Raw genomic sequence first — 20,594 nt, forward strand, 5'->3', positions numbered from 1 at the left:
AAATATGAAATGAAGGTGTGTTTTAGATGAATAAAAAAAGAGGAATTAAAATCGTAACAATAGGTGGAGGTTCTAGTTATACTCCGGAATTAGTGGAAGGTTTTATTAAAAGATATGACGAGCTACCTGTCAGTGAATTATGGTTGGTTGATATAGTAGCAGGGAAGGAAAAGTTAGAAATCGTTGGTAATTTAGCTAAACGAATGGTAAAAGAAGCTGGAGTTCCAATGGAAATTCATTTAACTTTGGACCGAAAATTAGCGCTAAAGGATGCTGATTTTGTAACGACTCAAATGCGAGTAGGCTTATTAGAGGCTCGAATTAAAGATGAACGTATACCTTTACAATTCGGTATGATTGGTCAAGAAACGAATGGTGCAGGTGGTCTATTTAAAGGTCTAAGAACAATACCTGTATTACTTGAAATTGCTAGTGAAATGCAGCAACTATGCCCTGATGCATGGTTAATTAACTTTACAAATCCTGCTGGAATGGTGACTGAAGCATTACTTCGATATAGTCAACATAAAAAGGTGATTGGCGTTTGTAATGTACCAATTAATATGACAATGACGATTGCTAAATTGTTAGAAGTGGACATAAGTCGTGTACATATTGATTTTGCTGGGTTGAACCATATGGTATATGGACTGCATGTTTATGTTGATGGAAAAGAAGTGACTAAACATGTATTAGAGTTATTAGCTAATCCTAAAATTCAAATGACAATGAAGAATATCGCACCATTACCATGGCAAAAAGAATTTCTTATGTCATTAGGTGTATTACCTTGTCCATATCATCGTTACTATTACAAAACAAAACAGATCTTAGATGAAGAATTAGAATCTTTTAAAACTGGTACAACTCGTGCAGAAGTTGTTAAGAAGTTGGAAGATGAGTTATTTGAATTATATAAAGATGAGAATTTAGCCATTAAACCACCCCAGCTTGAAAAACGTGGTGGGGCTTATTACAGTGATGCTGCTTGTAGCTTAATTACATCGATTTATAACGATAAAAAGGATATTCAAGTATTAAACGTTCAAAATAATGGATCAATACAAGGAATTCCGAATGAATCAGCTGTAGAGGTAAATTGTATCGTGACTAAGCAAGGACCAATACCGATTTCAGTAGGTGAATTACCACCTCAAATAAATGGCTTAGTTCAGCAGATTAAATCATTTGAACGTGTTGGAGCATTGGCAGCTGTTACTGGATCTTATGAGAAGGCATTACTGGCACTAACGATTAATCCTTTAGTTCCAAGTGATGAAGTTGCAAAAGAAGTACTAGATGCACTCTTAGATGCTCATAAAGAAAACTTACCATTATTTTATAAAGAAGAATTGGTAGGTCAATAAAGATAAAATAAAAAAACAAACAGTAAGGGGGATGAATATGATGATGACTAACGAACAAGAAATTTTTGAAATTATTTCACACGGTGGGAATGCAAGATCACTAGCATATGAGGCATTAGAGGCAGCAGAATACAATGATTTTGAAACAGCAGATCGCTTAATCGAAGAGTCTCACAAAGAAATTGGTCATGCACATAAAACACAAACGACTTTAATACAAGCTGAATTAAATGGTCAGCCATGTGAAAAGTCACTATTAATGATTCATGCTCAAGATCATTTAATGACTGCTATGAGCGAACAAAAGCTAATTGAGCATATCATTCGTTTGCATAAGAAATTAGCCGATAAATAAATTGACTCATATAGTAATAGAATAGACGAAAGAGGGTAGGGGGTTAGTTTTAGTGCAATTTGTTATAGGTTTTGATGGTGGAGGAACTAAGTCAGAGGCTATTGCTTATAATTTAGAAGGTGAAGTGATTAGTCAAGGTTATTCTGGCTTTAGTAATTTACTCATCAATGAAGAAGATGGAATTAATCACATTATAGAAGCAATTGAAATTTGCTTGAGCCCTTTATCAAAAGAAAATTGCCTGTTCTTATTTTTAGGAATTGCTGGAATTGGTGGAGTGAAAGACCTAGGTCCTTTAGAAAGAGCACTAGAAGATACTTTTCATATACCGTTTAAAATCGTTAATGATGCCCAAATTGCACATGCAGCATTACTAAATGGACAAAGTGGTGTATTAACAATCGCTGGAACAGGTTCAATTTGTATCGGGATGCATAAAGAACAGACTGTTACGGCAGGCGGATGGGGACATCTTCTAGGGGATGAAGGAAGCGGATATTGGATTTGTATGGAGATCTTTAAGAAGATTACACAGGAATTCGATGAAGGTACTCCATTAAGTTATTTATCGTTAAAAATGCTGGAAATATTGCAGTTAAAAGAAGCAGAAGAACTTAAAAAATATATTTATCACAATACAAAAGCTGAGATTGCTTCACATGTTCCATTTATCGTTGAAATGGCAAATATGGGTGATTTAATGGCGTTGTCTGTTCTAGAAAGAGCTGGACAACATCTTGGCAAAACGACGATTCAAGCGATAAAAAAGTTAAATCTTAAAAAAGACCCAAGAGTTGCAACAAAAGGAAGTATTCTAAGTCGAATTCCAGTCGTTCAGAAAACGTTTATTCAAACAATTCATGAGCACTATCCAACAGTAACGTTTTACACAGACGAAATCTCTTCGACCTTCGGAGCATATCTATTAGCTATGAAAGAAGTAAATTCACGTAAGGAATAATTGTGTGTGGTAAAAACAGGGAGCAGGATGTACAAAAATCTTGTCCATGAACGAGGTGTAATTATGTTAGAGAACTTAACAACCGAAATTAGAAACAAGCGTACGAGTAACATAGATCAACTAAGCGTTGAAGAGTTTTTAAATATAATGAATGAAGAGGATCAAAAGGTAGCTCTAGCAGTTAGAGAACAAATTCCGATGATATCAAATGTAGTTCAGCTAGTAGTTGAAGCATTTCAAAACGGTGGACGTTTAATTTATACAGGGGCTGGCACAAGCGGACGAATTGGTCTACTAGATGCAGTTGAATGCCCACCTACATTTGGAACGAATCCTAGTGAAGTCATTGGATTAATTGCAGGTGGGGAGAGGGCTTTTATTAAAGCAGTTGAAGGTGCCGAAGATAGTGAAGAGCTTGGTAAGGAAGATTTATTAAAAATAGCCCTTACAAAAAATGATATTGTAGTCGGTATCGCAGCATCAGGCCGAACGCCGTATGTAATAGGTGCTTTAAAGTATGCAAACGAAATAGGAGCAAAAACTGTAGCGGTAGCGTGTAATAAAGGATCAAAAATTGGTGAGATTGCATCCCATAAAATTGAAGTTGATAATGGTCCAGAAGTATTAACTGGATCTACTCGATTAAAAGCCGGGACATCTCAAAAGTTAATTTGTAACATGATTTCTACTGCTTCCATGATCGGAATTGGAAAAGTATATAAAAATTTAATGGTCGATCTACAATTGACGAATATTAAACTAGTTGATCGAGCAAAAAGAATAATTGTTGAAGCTACCGGTTGTGATTATGAAACTGCAAGTAATTATTTAATGAAAGCAAATAATCAAACGAAAGTAGCCATCGTTATGATTTTAACGGGAATGAATTATGATGATGCAATTAACAGCTTGAATAAAGCTAGTGGATTTATTAGCAGAGTAGTAGAAAATTAATTAGAAGGCGGCAGTAGAAATTTTATTCTAGTCTGTCGCTTTTCTTTTTTTATATCAAAATATGATTTCGGTTTTAAGTTGTATACTTTATAATTTGTTTGTAATCATATCATGACGATGAATTTTTTATACAAAACAAACCTATTTAAATTTATCAAAATTGTTAATTTTATATCAATGAAGAGAGTTGAGTAGATTAAATGAATGCATTAAATGGTGGCTTAATCATGTTAAACGAAATGCTGTATAAACTTCCACCATCGGAAAGAAGAGCAGCTAAATATATAATTGAAAATCCAGAAAAATCGATTCAATATACAGTTTTTGAACTTGCAGAAAAAAGTCAAACAAGCAATTCTGCAATTATTCGATTATGTCGTTCTCTTGGATTAAAAGGTTTTCAAGAGCTTAAGCTACGAATTGCAGGTGATATCATTACGACAACAGAAGTAGGATCAAGAGATATCAATTTAGGAGAATCCACTGGTTCTATAATTAAAAAGATGATGAATAACAATATTCAAGCCATCAAAGATACAAGCGATATTATTAATGTGAGTGATTTAGAGGAAGCCGTACAAGCTTTAACAAAAGCGAGGAATATTTATTTCTTCGGTGTAGGTGGGTCAATGGTAGTGGCCTTAGACGCACAGCAAAAGTTTTTACGTATAAAAAAATACACCTCTTCTTTCACTGATTTGCATATGTTAGCTGTTCAAATAGCGAACCACGAGGAGAATGATGTCTTAGTAGGAATTTCATTTTCTGGAGAAACGCTAGAGGTACAAAAGGCTCTTCAAATTGCAAAGGAAAACGACGTGAAGACCATTAGTATCACGGGCTTTGGTTCCAATTCTGTATCAAATTTAGCAGATATTAAATTATTCAATTCCCCACACAGAGAAGCAACATTTCGAAGCGGAGCAACCTCATCAAGGATGGCTCAACTACATGTCATCGATATTTTATTTATGGCAGTCGCGACACAAGAGTACGATCAAACAATCCAATACATTGATCAAACAAGAACGGCTATTTCTTCATTAAAAAAGTAAATAGTACTGGAATAAGGATAAAGTAGGTCGAATAAAAAGCACAAGGAAATCAATATTCCTTGTGCTTCAGAGTGTTGAAATATATTAGTCAATACGAACATTAATTGAATTTCATGTAAAAATAGTATATTTATTATTTTATTGTCATCTTATTGATAAACCAGTGCTATTGGATGGAATATAAATGTTTTAACTAACTGTCAAAAATAAGAATATTTTCTTTTTTTAAATCTATATTTGTAAAGTTGTCATAAGTCGTCACCATTGGTTTCAATTCGATGTTGAAGAATAAGTGTAATTCATTAAATTGAATATTCCAAGGTTTTTAAGATTATTATTTTTATAAAGAACTTGATTGGAACGAAAGGTTGCTCGACTCCTATGGGATATGCGGGAAGGCTGAGACCCCGCAAGGCAACGCCGAGGAGGCTCAGGTCTCGCCCCATGGAAAGCGAGCAACCTGTAGTGGAAATCTGAGACACAACTTATGTATCAATGATTAGATATTCCAATAATTTAATTGACTAATTCTTTTTTTAACAGCATGAAGCACAAGGAAAATCAATATTCCTTGTGCTTTTTATTTTTTTAAGCAATGTCTAGAAGCCTTAAATCAAAACTTTTTAATAATAGCACTGGGTAGTTAGTTAAACTTTAGTTTCTTAATTGATATTAATTAAGAATTAATTTTGCTATTTCAATATTAATTTGTGGGTCTTTCTTAAATTCTACATCAACTTGTAAAAGAATAATAATTAACTATTGGTTATTTAAATCAAGATGAGGTGATGTCATTGATTCAAAAATTAATACTTTCAATGGAGCAAATGATACACATAATTCAAAATGGACTACCGAAAACTAGTTTACCAAAACATGTAACCATAATTGGTTCAGGAATCTCTGGTCTGGTTGCTGCTTCACTTTTAAAAGATGCGGGACATAAGGTTACGATTATAGAAGCAAATAACAGAATAGGGGGGAGGATTTACACAAAAAGGGAGCCTTTTATAAATAATCAGTATATAGACCTCGGAGCTATGCGTATCCCCTCATTTCACCATTTAGTAATTGAATATATAAAAAAGTTTAATTTGAAAGTTAATGAATTTATTAATAGTACGCCTAATGATCTTATTTTCATTAATAACGTATTAACTAATGAGCAGAATTTAAAGGCTAATCCAGACCTATTAAACTTTAAAGTCTTACCAAGTGAAAAAGGGAAAACTGCATTAGAGTTACTCTTATTAGCAGTAGGTCCTGTTGTTGATTTTATTAATCAAGATCCTGAAAAAAATTGGGAAACCGTTATTAATTTGTATGATCATTATTCAATGGCAAATTTTTTAAAATATAACCCTGTTGGAGTTTCGTTATCAACTGAAGCTATTAATTACGTTGAAACCATAGTTGGATTAGAAGGGTTTCCGGAACTTGCATTTACGGCAATATTAAGGGAAGTTTTAATCCTTATCTCAAAAGATTTAAAGCTTTATGAAATTACCGGTGGAACAGACCATCTTATTAATGGATTTTTACCTCAACTTAAAGACGATATTATTACGAATCAAAGAGTTAAAAAAATTATTCAACATGAATCAAACGTAACAATCTATACTGAAAATCAAATCCTTAATACAGAGCATCAACTTACTAGTGACTATGTTATTTCAACGATTCCTTTTTCTTTATTAAATTTTGTAGATTTACTACCATTTGATTCTATTTCATATGAAAAACGGAAAGTTATTAGAAAGGTCCATTATGCAAACTCAACTAAAATAGCTCTTCAATTTAAATCTAGATTTTGGGAGAAATATGGATTATGGGGTGGCAAATTAACTACTGACCTACCTATTAAGTTTTCATATTTTCCTAGTCATAACCCTGAAGATTCAGTTGATACAGGGATTATGTTAGCGAGTTACACATGGGAAGATGATTCAAGTATTTGGAATCATATGACACAAGCAGAACGGATAAAAATTGCTTTGAACGATTTATCGTATATATTTGGAAATGAAGTGTTTTCGGAATTTTTAATAGGTTATTCGCAAGATTGGAATGAATTCCCTTATTCTGGGGGAGCGTTTGTCATGTTTAAACCAGACCAAATTAAGGAATTAGGTCAGTATATTAGTACACCAGAGGGAAGAATTCATTTTGCTGGTTCTCATTCATCTACTACACCAGGCTGGATGCAAGGTGCAATCGAAGCCGGTATTAGAACAGCTCATGAAGTGAATAGTCGATAATTTATGGTGTTTCCTTATTGGGCCAAGGGTTCATAGTAAGACAGTAAAAAACACAAGGATTAAGTTCCTTGTGTTTTTTTATCTTTAATTTGCTTTATATTCAGCAGCTTTTAAAAGTAAATCAACTATGTGTACAACTTCCACATGTTCTGATTGATTTTCTCGGTCTACACCTAGTTTCATTTGTAATAAGCATCCAGGGTTAGCAGTTACAATAGTAGTAGCTTGTGTTTTTGTTGCTTGCTTCATCTTGTAATCTAGTATTTGCATCGACATTTCGGATTCGACAATGTTATAAATGCCAGCTGAGCCACAGCAACGATCTGCATCTTTCATTTCGTGATAGTATACATTTTGAATTGACTTTAATAATGTTCTTGGAGCAGAAGCGGTTTTCATGACATTTCTTAAATGACATGAATCCTGATACGTAATAATTTGTTCTGGTAAACTTAATTTTACTTTATTATGAAACTCAACTTCTACTAGAATTTCTGATATATCTTTTAGTTTATTTTTAAACGCAAGAGCTCGATCTTTCCAATTTGGATCATCTTTAAGAAGATGGTCATAATCAATTAGGAAACCACCACAGCCTCCTGCATTTGTAATGATATAATCGACTCCGAGATTTTCGAAGGCCTCGATGTTTTTCTTAGCCATATCTTTTGCAATTGACTTTTCACCACTATGACCATGTAATGCCCCACAACACGCCTGGTCTTTTGGAATGACAATTTCACAACCAGCTAATTGTAAAAGCTTCATCGTTGCATTGTTTGTTTCTAAGAACATTGTATCCATTAGACATCCAGAGAAAAATGCGACCTTCTTTACTTTTTCTTTTAATGGTGGCAAATAGTCAGGACGTGACTTCATTTGTTTCATTGACGGGACCTTTGGTAAAACCTTTTCCATTGCAGACAGATTGTTTGGAATCAACTTCATAATACCAGCTTTTCTTGCTACGACTTGAAGGCCTGTTCGTTGATATAAACCTAATAAACCAACAGCTAGTCTCATTCGGTTTTGATGCGGGAAAAGTTCTTTAAATACAACTTTACGAACAGCTCGTGCAGGAAGTGAATGTTTTTTATGTTGAGCAATAATATCTCTAGCTTCTTCTAATAAATGACCGTATTTTACACCAGAAGGGCAAACAGGCTCACATGCACGACAACCAAGACAAAGCTCAAGTGTGCGTTCAACATCTTCATCTGGTTCGATTAATCCATCCGTTACTGCTTTCATTAAAGCGATGCGACCACGAGGTGAGTGCGATTCTTTTTGACCTGATTCAATATAAGTTGGACAGCTTGGTAAACAAAATCCGCATCGCATACAGTTTAACAATTCGTCTTCGTTCATACGCTCTTTAAATTGTTGACCGATTGTTTGTTGTTCTTGAAGTGTTGTCATTTTGACACCACCATTCTTTTACGGCTATCTTTAGCAAAGACCTTACCTGGGTTCATAATATGATTCGGATCTAAAGCTGATTTGACAGCAAGCATTGCGTTAATCCCTTCTTTACCAAGCTTTAGTTCAAGGTAAGGAGCTTTTACGATTCCAACACCGTGTTCACCTGTAATTGTACCACCTAGTTCAATGGCTTTTTCAAAGATCTCTGCAAATGCCATTTCAACTCGTTCCATTTCTTCGTGATCACGAGCATCGGTAGGACAGGTAGGGTGAAGATTTCCATCGCCTGCATGACCAAATGTACAAATTTTTACATTATGTTTTTCTGCGATCACATTAATTGCAGTGACCATCTCAGCAATTTTAGAACGAGGAACAGTCGCATCTTCTAAGATTGTTGTTGGTCTTAATTGTGCAAGAGCTGAAAGAGCAGAGCGTCTAGCCGTACGTAATGCTACTGCTTCTTCTTCAGACTTAGCTACACTAACTGAAATACATTTTTCTTGCTGGCAAATGGATTTTATTAATTCGATATCTCTGTTTACGACTTCACTAGGACCATCTTGTTCAATTAATAAGACAGCTTTTACATCGGTCGGTAGACCAATTTGGGCAAAGTTTTCAACAACTTCTAGAGTAGGTTGATCCATAAATTCAAGGGAAGTTGGAATAATTTTATTAGCGATAATTTTAGAAACTGTCTTGGCTGCGTCTTCCAAGCTATCATATAATGCAAGCATTGTTTTTTTTGTTTCTGGCATTGGAATAAGCTTTAATGTAGCCTCGGTAATAATCCCTAAAGTGCCTTCAGAACCAACAAATAGACGTGTAAAATCATATCCTGCGACATCTTTTGCTAGCTTTCCACCAGTTCGAATTATGTCTCCGTTTGCTAACACGATTTCAAGAGCAATGACATAATCACGTGTTACACCATATTTTAAACCACGTAAGCCACCTGAATTTTCATTAATATTTCCACCAATTGTAGAAATTTTCATTGAGCTTGGATCGGGCGGATAAAATAAGCCTTTTTCTTCGATTGTATTAATCATATCCAGAGTCACAACACCAGGCTGAACTGTAATGGTTAAGTTTTCTTCATCTATTTCAAGAATATTGTTTAAGTGTTTAAATAAGATCACGATCCCGCCATCTGTTGGACAAGTACCACCGCATAAATTCGTTCCAGATCCTCTAGGAACGATTGGAATGTGGTTTTCGTTACAGATTTTAACGATTTCGGATACTTCTTTAGTAGAACGAGGACTAATGACTGCATCAGGAAGAGATTGCAAATTTGGTGTTGCATCGTAAGAATATACAAGTCTCTCCACTTTTGAATCATCATAATTTTCTTTTCCAACAATTGCTATAAAACGTTGAGCAATGTCATTTGTAATCATAAATAAATTCCCCCCATTATCTTAATTCAAGTATAAAGAGTTAATAGATGAATTTACTATAGAGGAACATACAGAAAAAACACCATTTATCGGTGTTTTTTTGTAGATTCATCTAGTAGGTATGTTCCAATATACAATTTAACCAAATCTTGGATGTCTTTAGGATTCAATTTCGTTAATTCAGTAATTTTACCGAGGCGATACAGAAGTGTGTTTATATGAATATGTAAAGATTGTGCGGTATTTTTAAGAGATTGATTTTGATTTAAATACTCTTTCATTGTAATAAATAAATCCTCTTCACTTAATAAAGGTGCAATTGTCCGTTCTATAAATGTTTTCTTAATTTCTTGTGAAAGTTCCTGCAGAATTAAATCAATTGTTAAATCTTCATCAAATATAATTGAACTTGTTTTTAATGCAACTTTTAAAGCTCGATCCGCTTGATGATATGATTGATGTAATTGTTTTGGAGTGATTTGTTGCCCAACTCCTACAGCAATGGGTGAGTTTAATCGACTTTTTATCAATTCATATAAATCTTGAATTCTTTGTAGTTTATGAATATTTTTATTCGTATTATCTATTTTCATCAAAAATACAATTCGATTATTGCCCCAGCGGACAAATACGTCATCATTATTTCGATTCGCTAAATCGATTATTAGTTGTCTTGTATCGACAGGGAGCATATTTGTATTTTCCCATTCGAAAATAATAACCTGCCTAATAGAATTTAAATCAATATTTAGCATAGTAGAACGTTCATAAAAATAATCATCCCACTCAATACCTTGAATCCAATCAAATACAAATGCTTCTAAAGTTCTTTGTTGCAAATCAATTTGATCTGTATAATAGTTTTCTCTAATTAATAATTCTGTCATCCTACGAAGCATTTCTCCAAAAGGTGAAATTTGTTCGGGATTTCCTGTAATGCCAATTACTCCGACTATTTCATTTTGAAAATAAATAGGAAGATTAATGCCAGACTTCACACCTTTTAAACGATTTTCATCATCAGATGTGATCGTAAACGTTTTCCTTTCATTAATTGCAATCAATGAGCCTTCATGAAATGTACCAGTTCGTGCTGGGTCTGTACTAGCTATAATGATGCCATCTGTATTAATAATAATAATATCTTCTTGTATTAATTTTCTAACTTCATTAATGATCTTTAATGCCAACTCATCAAGTACCATGTCAAACTCCCTCGAAATTGTTACTATTAGTATAATGTAAAATGACTCATTTCAACTATATCGTCTTTGAGTAGTTTGTGAAAATGTGAAAAAAGTTATGAACTTTGCTCAAATGGGCTAAAAATAGGATATGTAATAAAAAAGTGGTAAAGTGTTAAGAGCAGGAAGTACAAAAGATTTTAATATCTTAAACTTAAAAAGGCAAAAATGTACATACATAGAGTTAGATAAAGGAGCAAGAGATGAACAATTATAAATTAGTCATTCAATATGATGGGGGCCGTTATAAAGGCTGGCAAAGACTTGGTAATGGAGAAAATACAATTCAAGGTAAAATCGAAAACGTACTATCTGAAATGGTAGGAAGAGAAATTGAAATTATTGGAAGTAGTCGAACGGATGCAGGTGTACACGCATTTGAACAAGTTGCTAATTTTAAAATAAAAGAGAATATGCCTGAAAAAGAAATTAAGAGTTATTTAAATCGTTATTTACCTAAAGATATTAGTATAAAGGAAGTTTCGATTGAATCTGACCGTTTCCATTCGAGATATAATACTAGTGCAAAGACGTATATTTATAAAATTTGGAATGAGGAATATACGAATCCATTTATGCGCAAATATAGTATGCATGTAGAAGAGAAACTAAATCTAAAAAATATGCAAGCTGCAGCCAAGTACTTTTTAGGGGAACATGATTTTACAGCATTTTCAAATGCTAAATCTAAAAAGAAGTCGATGGTACGAGAAATCTACTCGATTGATTTTGAAAAGATAGACGGATTTATTCAAATAAGAATAAGTGGAAATGGTTTCCTATATAATATGGTAAGAAAAATCGTAGGAACACTGATTGAAGTTGGTGCAGGTAGATTACATGCAGAAAATATACCGAAAATAATTGAGGTAAAAGATCGTGCTCAGGTGAGTAATCTTGCAGATCCTGGTGGATTATATTTGGAGAGCATTGAATTTAAGTTATAACATAGAATTAAAAAAGCATTGGGATATGTTGGATTCCAATGCTTTTTTAAATTAACTAGTTATTACATTCTAAGTAATCAACTGCTTTTTTTAGACGATTTAATCCTTCTATAATCTTAGATTTAGGACATCCGATATTCATACGGATAAATCCTTTTCCAGCATCACCATATGTCTCACCGGGCATAATGGCTACTTTTGCGTGATGAACAAGTGCATGTTGTAATTGCTCACTAGAATAAGGCAGCCCTGAAATATCAATCCATGCTAAGTATGTTGATTCTGGTAATGTAAATTTAAGTTTTGGAAGATGATTGTTAAGATAATTTTCTACTGTTTTTAAATTATCAAAAGTATATTCAGCCAATTCATCAACCCAGTTCTCACAGGTTTTATAGGCTTCGATCGTCGCTAGTGTTCCAAAGATGCTTGCAGATGAAAGGCCATCGCGATTTTTTAGAGATAGAAGAAACTCTTTATTAATCTTTTTGTTTGGTAAAATTAGATAAGATCCACCTAACCCAGGAATATTAAACGTTTTACTTGCAGAAGTACAAATACATACATTCTCCAAATTGATGCTTGTGTTTATAACTGGAATATGGAAATTAGGTTCAAATACGATATCCATATGAATTTCATCAGAAATGATAAATACATTATGTTTATTACATAAATCTACAAGCCTTTCTAATTCATGCATTGTCCAAACACGACCAGTAGGATTATGCGGGCTACACAGTAGAAGGATCTTGGCACGCTCGTGAGATAGTTTTTGTTCTAAATCATCAAAATCGATTCGATATTTACCATTTTCATAAAGTAATTGATTTTCAGAAATAAAACGATTGTTATCTTGAATTACTTTAAAGAAAGCATCATATGCAGGAGTTTGGATTACGACATGATCTCCAACACTAGTCATGTATTCAATTATTTTTGAGATAGAATAAATGACACTAGGACTATAAACAATCCAATCTTCTTTTATTTCGCAAGAGAATCGATTACGAAACCATTCTATAATTGATTTTTTAAATTCAAGATGATTCCATCGCGTATAGCCAAATATACCGTGTTTCATTCGCTGTTCTAATGCATGAATTATTTCATCTGGACTTTTGAAGTCAGTATCTGAAATCGAGAATGGTAGTAAATCTGGCACCCCAAACCGATCTTCAATATAGTCCCACTGTGTACAATACGTACCGGTCCGATCAACTATTTGATCAAATTTGTATATCATTTCGTACAACCCCAATTTATTTAAGATGATAATTTTTCTAATTGTGTTTTAAGAACTCCAACTTGTGGACCAATAACGACTTGTAAATTATGTTCGTCTAATTTCACAACACCAAGTGCACCACAATCCTTTAGAACTTTTTCATTAATAATATTCATATTATCTACAACAAGTCTTAATCTTGTAATGCAGTTATCTAGTGATTGGATGTTCTCTTTCCCACCTAAAGCAGTAAGAATTTTTAATGCTTGTGCATTTGTGCCTTTAATCACTGGTTCCTCACTTTGTTGATCATCATTTTTTTCTTCTCTACCAGGAGTTTTTAAGTTGAATTTCAAAATTGCATATCTGAAAACTGAATAGTAAACGATAAACCAAATTGCTCCTACTATAGGTACGAGATACCATTTTGTTTTAACTCCTTGTAAAACGCCAAAGATAACAAAGTCTAATATTCCACCGTCTGTGTTACCAATTGTTAAATGTAATAAAGCCATTAACATAAAACCTAGTCCTGTTAAAATAACGTGAATGAAATATAAAGGTGGAGAAATAAACAAGAATAAGAATTCGATTGGTTCAGTGATACCGGTTACAAAAGTGGCAATAACACCAGAAATTAATAGCCCTTTAATTTTATTACGAATTTCTGGACGAGCAGTATGATAAATCGCAAGTGCTACTGCTGGTAAACCAAACATGAATGTAGGCATTTTTCCTTGAGATAAGAAAGCTGTCGCTGATGGACTGATCGGAGCACCAGCTTTTAATTGTGCATAGAAAATATTTAGAGCGCCTGATACCGTTTGACCGTTAACGATTTCAGTACCACCTGCTTCTGTGAATCGTATCATTGCAACTAAAATATGGTGAAGACCAAAGGGGAGTAGTAAACGTTCACCGGCACCGAATAAAAATGGTCCGAAAACGCCAGATTTTTGAATTAAACTTCCGATTCCTGTAATGGCTATTGCGAAAATTGGCCAGATCATCGGAATAATAATCCCAATAACTGATAATGCAAGTGTCGTTATGATTGGAACAAAGCGGGCACCTCCAAAAAATGCGAATGCATCTGGAAGTTTAATACTATAAAAGCGGTTATGTAATAAATAGACAACTATACCGGCGATGATTCCGCCTAATACACCCATTTCAATGGTTTGTATACCCATAACCATACCTTGACCAGCTTGGCGCATTTTATCTGCCGCTACTAATTGGTTTGTTTCTGTTAAATAAAAATTAATCGATAAGTGCATGATGACGTAACCAACAAATCCAGAGAAAGCAGCGACGCCCTTTTCATATCGTACAAGTCCAAACGGAATTGCCATTGCAAATAAAACTGGTAAGTATGAAAATGCAAAACCACCAATAGTGGACATAAAGCTAAAAATAATCTGAAGTACAGAGTTTCCTAAAAATGGGAAAGTCTCAATTGTTGTCGGACTAGTAAATGAACTTCCGATCCCTAATATAAGTCCCATAAAGGCTAATAATGCGACAGGCACCATAAAGGTTTTACCTAGCCCTTGAAAAAACTCCCAAAGCTTTGATTTAACGGACTTCTTCTTTGCCATGTGTTTAGCTCCTTCGTTTTTTATTATGTCTTAAGAATACTAACGGCAAAATCGTTTAACAACCATTTGAGGTGTTAATGTAAGCGTGTACATTTTTTGTATATTGCTTACATTAAGTAGATTAATAAGTTCATAAATAAAAAGAGACAGTTGTGGTCCAATCATTAACAATTTGGCGTCTCTTTTTGATTAACTACCATATTTTCATTTCGTTTAAATAGGCAATAATAATGAAATCTAGTACCATACTTAATGGAAATCTTGAGGTCATATCAAGTTCACCAAAGTAAGTATTTGTAATATAAGCTTGAAGAGATAAACTTACTTCATTTTGTAAACGATTTGAGTGGCTTCCAGTTATGGCAATCGATTTGACGTTCCTTTTCTTTAAAATATGGGCAAATTCTAACATATGTAAAGTCTCCCCACTATATGAAACTAATATGGCTAAATCATTTTCTGTTAAACTATTTGCAGCACTACGTAACTCGTCCCAATCAGTTCGCGCATTACATAACTTTCCTGCAAACATGAGTTTTCTAGAAGCGTCAACACAAGTGGGAAGTGAGTTGCCAACTCCGAATAGTTCAACATGTGTACTATGTTTTAGATAATTAGCAGCTAACTTAATCTTTTCTTCATCAATATAATCCAATGTTTTTTCCATTTCTACTTTCATTCTCTCAATATGGGTTTTAAGAAGATAGGAGGTTGAAGAAACTGGTTTTTGAAGTTTATTCGTTTCCTTTGAAAGAGTATATTTTAAATCTTGAAACCCACGAAAACCTAATTGCTGGCATGTTCTACTAATTGTTGCTGTAGATACATAAAGCTCTTTTGATAATTCATCAAGATTTTGCTTCGTAATATAATCGGTATTTTGTAAAATATAATCCAATACTTGTTTTTCAAGCTGGCTAAGTTTTTCTCTATTTTGTGATAATCGTTTTAATAGTATTTGCATATAATTTCACCTGCTTTTAGAGAACTAGAAATATATCTTATTATATAGTAAATATTCTGAATGAAAAGAAATATAGATAAATGGAGCAAGCTGATTGTCTTAAGTAAGAAAGAGTAGAAGAGATTGTAGTTCATCTTAAGGAGTTAAATTAAAAAAAGGAAATGAACCCTATTAAAGAAGGATTCATTTCCTTTTTTATCTATAAATTAAAAATCACCAGTACCGTGATTAAACATCCAATGAATGCCGAATTTATCTGTTAGGCTTCCATAAGCTTTACTCCAAAATGTTTCTTGAAGTTCCATTTCTACCTGACCGCCATCACTTAATTTCGTAAAGACAGATCTAAGTTCTTCTAAGTCCTCACTTAAAAAAGATAGATGGATATTATTGCCTTGTTTAAACGGGGAACCAGGGAAAGTATCAGAGAACATAACGTTACTACCGTTAATGTTCAGTCTAGTATGCATAACTAAATTTTTCGCTTCTTCAGGTAGTGGGTAATCCGGATTTTGTGGTGCTTCACCGAAAGTCATAATCTTAGGTATTTCTGTGTTAAATACAGCCGCGTAGAATTCAACTGCTTCACGTGTATTACCATTAAAATTTAAATAAACATCAATTGGCATTTTTTCACTCCTAATGTTATGTATTTAAGACTTTAAAAGCCTACAAATCCATTCTATCCAAAAAAAGGTAATTTAACAAACTAAGATTTGAAAATTGTATGGAAAATTCTGATTTTATTATAAGGTTAAAAAATGCTTCATTTTAGAGTAACTAAACAAACATTCCACTGTCCAGTAGTTGAAAAAAGTAGAAATTTGTCGTAAGTGTAGTAAAGACAGATTATTCAGACTAATTTTAAATACAATATTTTTACCTATTCAAAAAAAATAAACCTCGGTCATAAATGACAAGAATGCTTCTTTTATCTAAATCAAACAAATATAAACTCAAATTGTCTCAACTTAATTAATACAAATTCCCTAAGTGAATAAATTATTTTCGAACTTCTTCGACTGAATATTTCAAAATCCCCTTTTTTTCTACTCGAATACTTCCAATCTTCTCCAAATCGAATATGTCAAAAGTCTGGTTTAATAACCCAATATCTTTATAGGGTGAACGTAATTAAAATAAATAGTAGTAATTAATTAAATCAGTTAGGCTGAATCTATTTTTTATTTTTAATAGATTCAAAACATTAAAGTTTACTATAGAGGAGATTAAAGATGAAAAAGAGAAAGAGCTTTCCTTACAAAGTCCTTGCAACGACAACTTTAGCTTCAATGTTATTTACATCAACTGGATTTGCGGAAGGAACAAATGAAAATCAAGTACCGGCTCCAAGTTTAGAAGAGATTGCAAAGCAGGGTCAAAAGATTTTTGCTGAAGAACAAAAACAAAGTGCAAATAAGGCTGAAGACCCATTTGGCTACGAAAATTTAAATAATGCTCATGCTTATAAACCAAATGAAAAAGTACGTGTAATCGTTGAGGTAGAGCAACCAGCAACTTCTGATGATTCTAATCAAACTAAAAAGGCACGTTTTAAAGAAAAGCAAGATCAAGTTATCTCAAGGATTTCAAAGGAAAGATCCGTACCTAAAATTAAACAACGCTTCTATGAGGGCTTTAATGGTTTTAGTTTGGAGACAGAATATCGTAACTTAAAAGATATTCAACAAACACAAGGTGTAACGAATGTGCATATTGCAAGAAAATTCCAACCTTCAATGGGGGCAAGTAAAGAATTAGTACAAGCTCAAAAAGTTTGGCAAAGTTACGGATACGAAGGTGAGGGATTGTTAGTAGCGGTGGTCGATACAGGTATTGACTATACGCATAAGGACATGACAATCACCAAAAAAGGTAAAGCAAAACAAAAATGGAATCAAGAAAATATTAAAAGTAAACTAGATGAAACAAGTGTAGGAGATGTTTGGTATAGTGACAAAGTTCCAACTGGTTATGACTGGGCGGACCATGATACAGATGTCATTCCACATGGTTCAGGAAATGAACATGGTATGCACGTATCAGGTACAATAGGTGCAAACGGTGATGAAGCTAATGATGGTGTAGAAGGCATTGCTCCAGGCGTACAGTTACTAGCAGAAAAAGTATTCTCTGATACAGCAAATGGGGCGTATGAGGATGACATCATTGCAGGGATTGAGCATGCGGTAACAATGGGTGCTGATGTTATTAATATGAGTTTAGGAACTGATTCAGGTTTTGTTAGTGAAGTTGATGATCCGATTCAAAAAGTGATCCGTGAAGCGACTGAGCAAGGTACGCTTGTAGTTGTAGCTGGTGGAAACTCTGCTTATAGTACACAAAATAATTTGCTACAATCTTCTTTAAAACCATATGCTGAAAATCCGGATATTGGGACAGTTGGAGAACCAGGTGTAAGTCCTTTTGCATTATCTGTAGCTTCATATGAAAATTCAAGTATACATATGAGTACGTTACAAGAAGAAAATGGATTACAACTTCCATATCAAGATCAAACACAATTTAACTTTAATTTATCAAAAGTCTTATCACCGCTTGAATCTTATGAATTGGTTTTTGTAGGAGAAGGTAAAACTGCCGATTTTAAAAATCTTCCAGATTTAAGTGGGAAAATTGTAGTAGCAAAACCAAATGTAAAGTATGCTACTTACTCTTATATTCAATCAGAAGCGAAAAAGAAGAACGCAAAAGCGATCATTCTTGTTCCTGCTGATGAAGATATTGACTATCCATTAGTTTATTTTAGTCCTTATCTTAGTGTAGAAGGAGCTACAACAAGCAGAGCGATTGGAAACTCTTTAATTTCTAAGTTAAAAAGTGGTTATATTGTAAAAATGAAACCATCTAAAGGGGTATATGTTGATAACCCAGATAAGAATACGATGTCATATTTTTCATCTTATGGAGCACCACATACTTTAGACTTTAAACCTGAAATTTCAGCACCAGGGGGTAATATTTACTCTACTGTACCAGGGAATGGTTATGAGGTTATGAGCGGTACATCAATGGCATCTCCACATGTTGCTGGTGGTTCGGCATTAGTTTTACAATCTCTTTATGAAAAAGGATTAAAGCATTCAGAAAGTACAGCTTTAAAAACGAAAATTGCTTTAATGAACACTGCCAAACTAGTACAGGATCCTAGTACGAATAATGAAGTGCCGTATTCTCCACGTATACAAGGATCTGGTTTAATGCAAATTCAAAATGCAATTAAAACACCTGTACTTGTGACAAGAGAGAAAACTCCACTTGAACAAGCCGGAGCAGTTGCATTAAAAGAAGTTAACAAAAATATTCACTTCAAATTAAATGCAGAAGCTCTTCAAAATGTGAAGGTAAAAGATTTGGAATATCAAGTATATGTAGATGTATATACAGATGGTAGAGAAACAAAAGAATTTGACCTTGATAATGATGGAACATTGGATTCAAAAGAATATTTAACACTAAAAAGTGAGCGAATCAATGGTGCAATTGCAACTGTAAATGGCGAAAAAGTAACAAGTACAGAAGGAAAGACATTAAAAATTAAACCAGGACAAGAAAAAAATCTAGATGTTCAGATTCAACTTCCATCAAGCTTAAAAGATGGTTCATTTGTTGAAGGATACGTACGTCTAGTTCCTTCAGGGAAAAATAGTGACGCTGCAGTACCGTTAACAGTTCCTTACATGGGGTATTACGGTAAATGGGATCAACCAACAAATATTGATCCAGCAGCATATGAGAAAGATGCATTCTTAGGTTATACTACACTTTGGAATGATGAAATTGGAGCAGAAGGGGTATTCCCATTAGGATATGATCCAAGAACAGGAAGATTTAACATGGATCGAATTGTCATGTCACCTAACACTCCATTGAAACAAGTATACGCATCATTTACAGTACTTCGTAACTTAGCTAAAACAGAAATGTACGTAGAAAATGATAAAGGAGAATTACTTCAATACTTAGGTGATTTTAGTGAATATACTGGTAAGCCATGGAAATTCCGTAAAAACATTATGTCTTATAGAGACTATTTGAATACTGGATATGGTTGGGATTTAAAAGACCAAAATGGACAAGTAGTGAAGGATGGCGTTTATAACTATGTAATCAAAACAACGCTTGATTATAAAGGTGCGAAGCCACAAATCGTAAAACTTCCATTGCATATTGACTCAGTTGCTCCAGTTGTTTCAGATATAAAAGTAACGCCTAAAGATGGACAATACGAAATCTCGTTCAAAGCGGATGATGTCGGAAGTGGTTATAATGGTGCAATCGTTTGGTATAACGGCAAATACAAGCCATTAAACCAAGGTGAAACATCTACTCTAGTAAAAGAAGAACCAAAGAGCGTAGTAGTATTAGGAGCAGACTATGCACTAAACCAGAGTTATACAGTATGGGGAGATCCTTCTTATATTAATGAAGAAATGCTTGTTAGTTACTTCAGTGTATATCCAAATAAAAATGTAAATTCAAAAACGCCAGCAGGAATCAACGCTTTTGCAAATAACAATGTAAATTGGAAAATTTATATTAAAGATGAAAACGGTAAAGTAATTGATTCACTAGATGTACAAAACGAAAGTGAAATTCACTTGAAGTGGACGCCAGAAGCAGATGTTCCAAACGGTACGTACACAATATCTGCGGATGTATCTAGTAAAGATGGATTTAAAGTATCCGTAACACCACAAACAATTACAGTACAACAATAAATAGTTTAAAAGTAAAAGTGTAGGGAATATTTTTTCCTACACTTTTTATATTGTTGAAATAAAACATTGTCAATATAGAACAACAAAAGT

At 33.7% G+C, this 20,594-nt stretch carries 15 protein-coding genes; 8 read left to right on the top strand and 7 right to left on the bottom strand.

Annotated features, from left to right (window positions below; translation table 11 throughout):
• Nucleotides 1-26: 26 nt before the first annotated feature.
• The 6 genes from CN925_RS04900 (at nucleotide 27) to CN925_RS04925 (ending at nucleotide 6,950) form a co-directional block, all read left to right on the top strand.
• The gene (locus CN925_RS04900) at nucleotides 27-1,367 is read left to right on the top strand and encodes a 6-phospho-beta-glucosidase (protein ID WP_098845153.1); all 1,341 of its coding nucleotides are present in this window, start codon (nucleotides 27-29) and stop codon (nucleotides 1,365-1,367) included.
• Between the two features lie 37 nt (nucleotides 1,368-1,404).
• Entirely contained in the window at nucleotides 1,405-1,722 is a 318-nt protein-coding gene (locus CN925_RS04905) for a PTS lactose/cellobiose transporter subunit IIA (RefSeq protein WP_098845154.1), read from the top strand.
• Nucleotides 1,723-1,774: 52 nt separating this feature from the next.
• Nucleotides 1,775-2,683, top strand: a complete 909-nt coding sequence (locus tag CN925_RS04910) for a BadF/BadG/BcrA/BcrD ATPase family protein (RefSeq protein WP_098845155.1) — start codon at nucleotides 1,775-1,777, stop codon at nucleotides 2,681-2,683.
• 63 nt (nucleotides 2,684-2,746) lie between these two features.
• Nucleotides 2,747-3,637, top strand: a complete 891-nt coding sequence (gene murQ, locus CN925_RS04915; RefSeq protein ID WP_098845165.1) for an N-acetylmuramic acid 6-phosphate etherase — start codon at nucleotides 2,747-2,749, stop codon at nucleotides 3,635-3,637.
• 200 nt (nucleotides 3,638-3,837) lie between these two features.
• Complete coding sequence (locus CN925_RS04920; protein WP_180232853.1) at nucleotides 3,838-4,692, top strand: MurR/RpiR family transcriptional regulator; 855 nt, start codon at nucleotides 3,838-3,840, stop codon at nucleotides 4,690-4,692.
• Nucleotides 4,693-5,486: 794 nt separating this feature from the next.
• Nucleotides 5,487-6,950 carry a flavin monoamine oxidase family protein gene (locus CN925_RS04925; protein ID WP_353616062.1) on the top strand — a complete coding sequence of 488 codons (1,464 nt, stop codon included), beginning with the start codon at nucleotides 5,487-5,489 and terminating at the stop codon, nucleotides 6,948-6,950.
• An 84-nt stretch (nucleotides 6,951-7,034) separates the two neighbouring features.
• Here the strand turns inward: CN925_RS04925 and CN925_RS04930 are convergent, their stop codons facing one another.
• From CN925_RS04930 to CN925_RS04940, 3 genes are all read right to left on the bottom strand, one after another.
• A complete protein-coding gene (locus CN925_RS04930) occupies nucleotides 7,035-8,369 on the bottom strand; it encodes a (Fe-S)-binding protein (protein ID WP_098845156.1) in 1,335 nt (444 codons plus the stop codon).
• Complete coding sequence (glcD, locus tag CN925_RS04935) at nucleotides 8,366-9,778, bottom strand: glycolate oxidase subunit GlcD (RefSeq protein WP_098845157.1); 1,413 nt, start codon at nucleotides 9,776-9,778, stop codon at nucleotides 8,366-8,368. Before glcD ends, CN925_RS04930 begins: the two co-directional genes overlap by 4 nt.
• Nucleotides 9,779-9,864: 86 nt before the next feature.
• Nucleotides 9,865-10,983: a CdaR family transcriptional regulator gene (locus CN925_RS04940; RefSeq protein ID WP_098845158.1), complete on the bottom strand. Its 1,119-nt coding sequence runs from the start codon at nucleotides 10,981-10,983 to the stop codon at nucleotides 9,865-9,867.
• A 242-nt stretch (nucleotides 10,984-11,225) separates the two neighbouring features.
• Between CN925_RS04940 and truA the strand changes: the two genes are divergently transcribed.
• Nucleotides 11,226-11,969, top strand: a complete 744-nt coding sequence (truA, locus tag CN925_RS04945) for a tRNA pseudouridine(38-40) synthase TruA (RefSeq protein ID WP_098845159.1) — start codon at nucleotides 11,226-11,228, stop codon at nucleotides 11,967-11,969.
• A gap of 55 nt (nucleotides 11,970-12,024) precedes the next feature.
• Here truA and CN925_RS04950 read toward each other — a convergent pair whose 3' ends face one another.
• From CN925_RS04950 to CN925_RS04965, 4 genes are all read right to left on the bottom strand, one after another.
• Entirely contained in the window at nucleotides 12,025-13,215 is a 1,191-nt protein-coding gene (locus tag CN925_RS04950) for a MalY/PatB family protein (protein ID WP_098845160.1), read from the bottom strand.
• 20 nt (nucleotides 13,216-13,235) lie between these two features.
• The gene (malX, locus tag CN925_RS04955; RefSeq protein WP_098845161.1) at nucleotides 13,236-14,798 is read right to left on the bottom strand and encodes a maltose/glucose-specific PTS transporter subunit IIBC; all 1,563 of its coding nucleotides are present in this window, start codon (nucleotides 14,796-14,798) and stop codon (nucleotides 13,236-13,238) included.
• Nucleotides 14,799-14,991: 193 nt separating this feature from the next.
• Nucleotides 14,992-15,762, bottom strand: a complete 771-nt coding sequence (locus CN925_RS04960; RefSeq protein ID WP_098845162.1) for a MurR/RpiR family transcriptional regulator — start codon at nucleotides 15,760-15,762, stop codon at nucleotides 14,992-14,994.
• Between the two features lie 206 nt (nucleotides 15,763-15,968).
• Nucleotides 15,969-16,391: a VOC family protein gene (locus CN925_RS04965; protein ID WP_098845163.1), complete on the bottom strand. Its 423-nt coding sequence runs from the start codon at nucleotides 16,389-16,391 to the stop codon at nucleotides 15,969-15,971.
• A gap of 606 nt (nucleotides 16,392-16,997) precedes the next feature.
• Between CN925_RS04965 and CN925_RS04970 the strand changes: the two genes are divergently transcribed.
• Nucleotides 16,998-20,504 carry a S8 family serine peptidase gene (locus CN925_RS04970; RefSeq protein ID WP_098845164.1) on the top strand — a complete coding sequence of 1,169 codons (3,507 nt, stop codon included), beginning with the start codon at nucleotides 16,998-17,000 and terminating at the stop codon, nucleotides 20,502-20,504.
• Nucleotides 20,505-20,594 lie beyond the last annotated feature (90 nt).

This window comes from Bacillus sp. AFS055030 (assembly GCF_002574545.1).
Lineage (GTDB): Bacteria > Bacillota > Bacilli > Bacillales > Bacillaceae_G > Gottfriedia.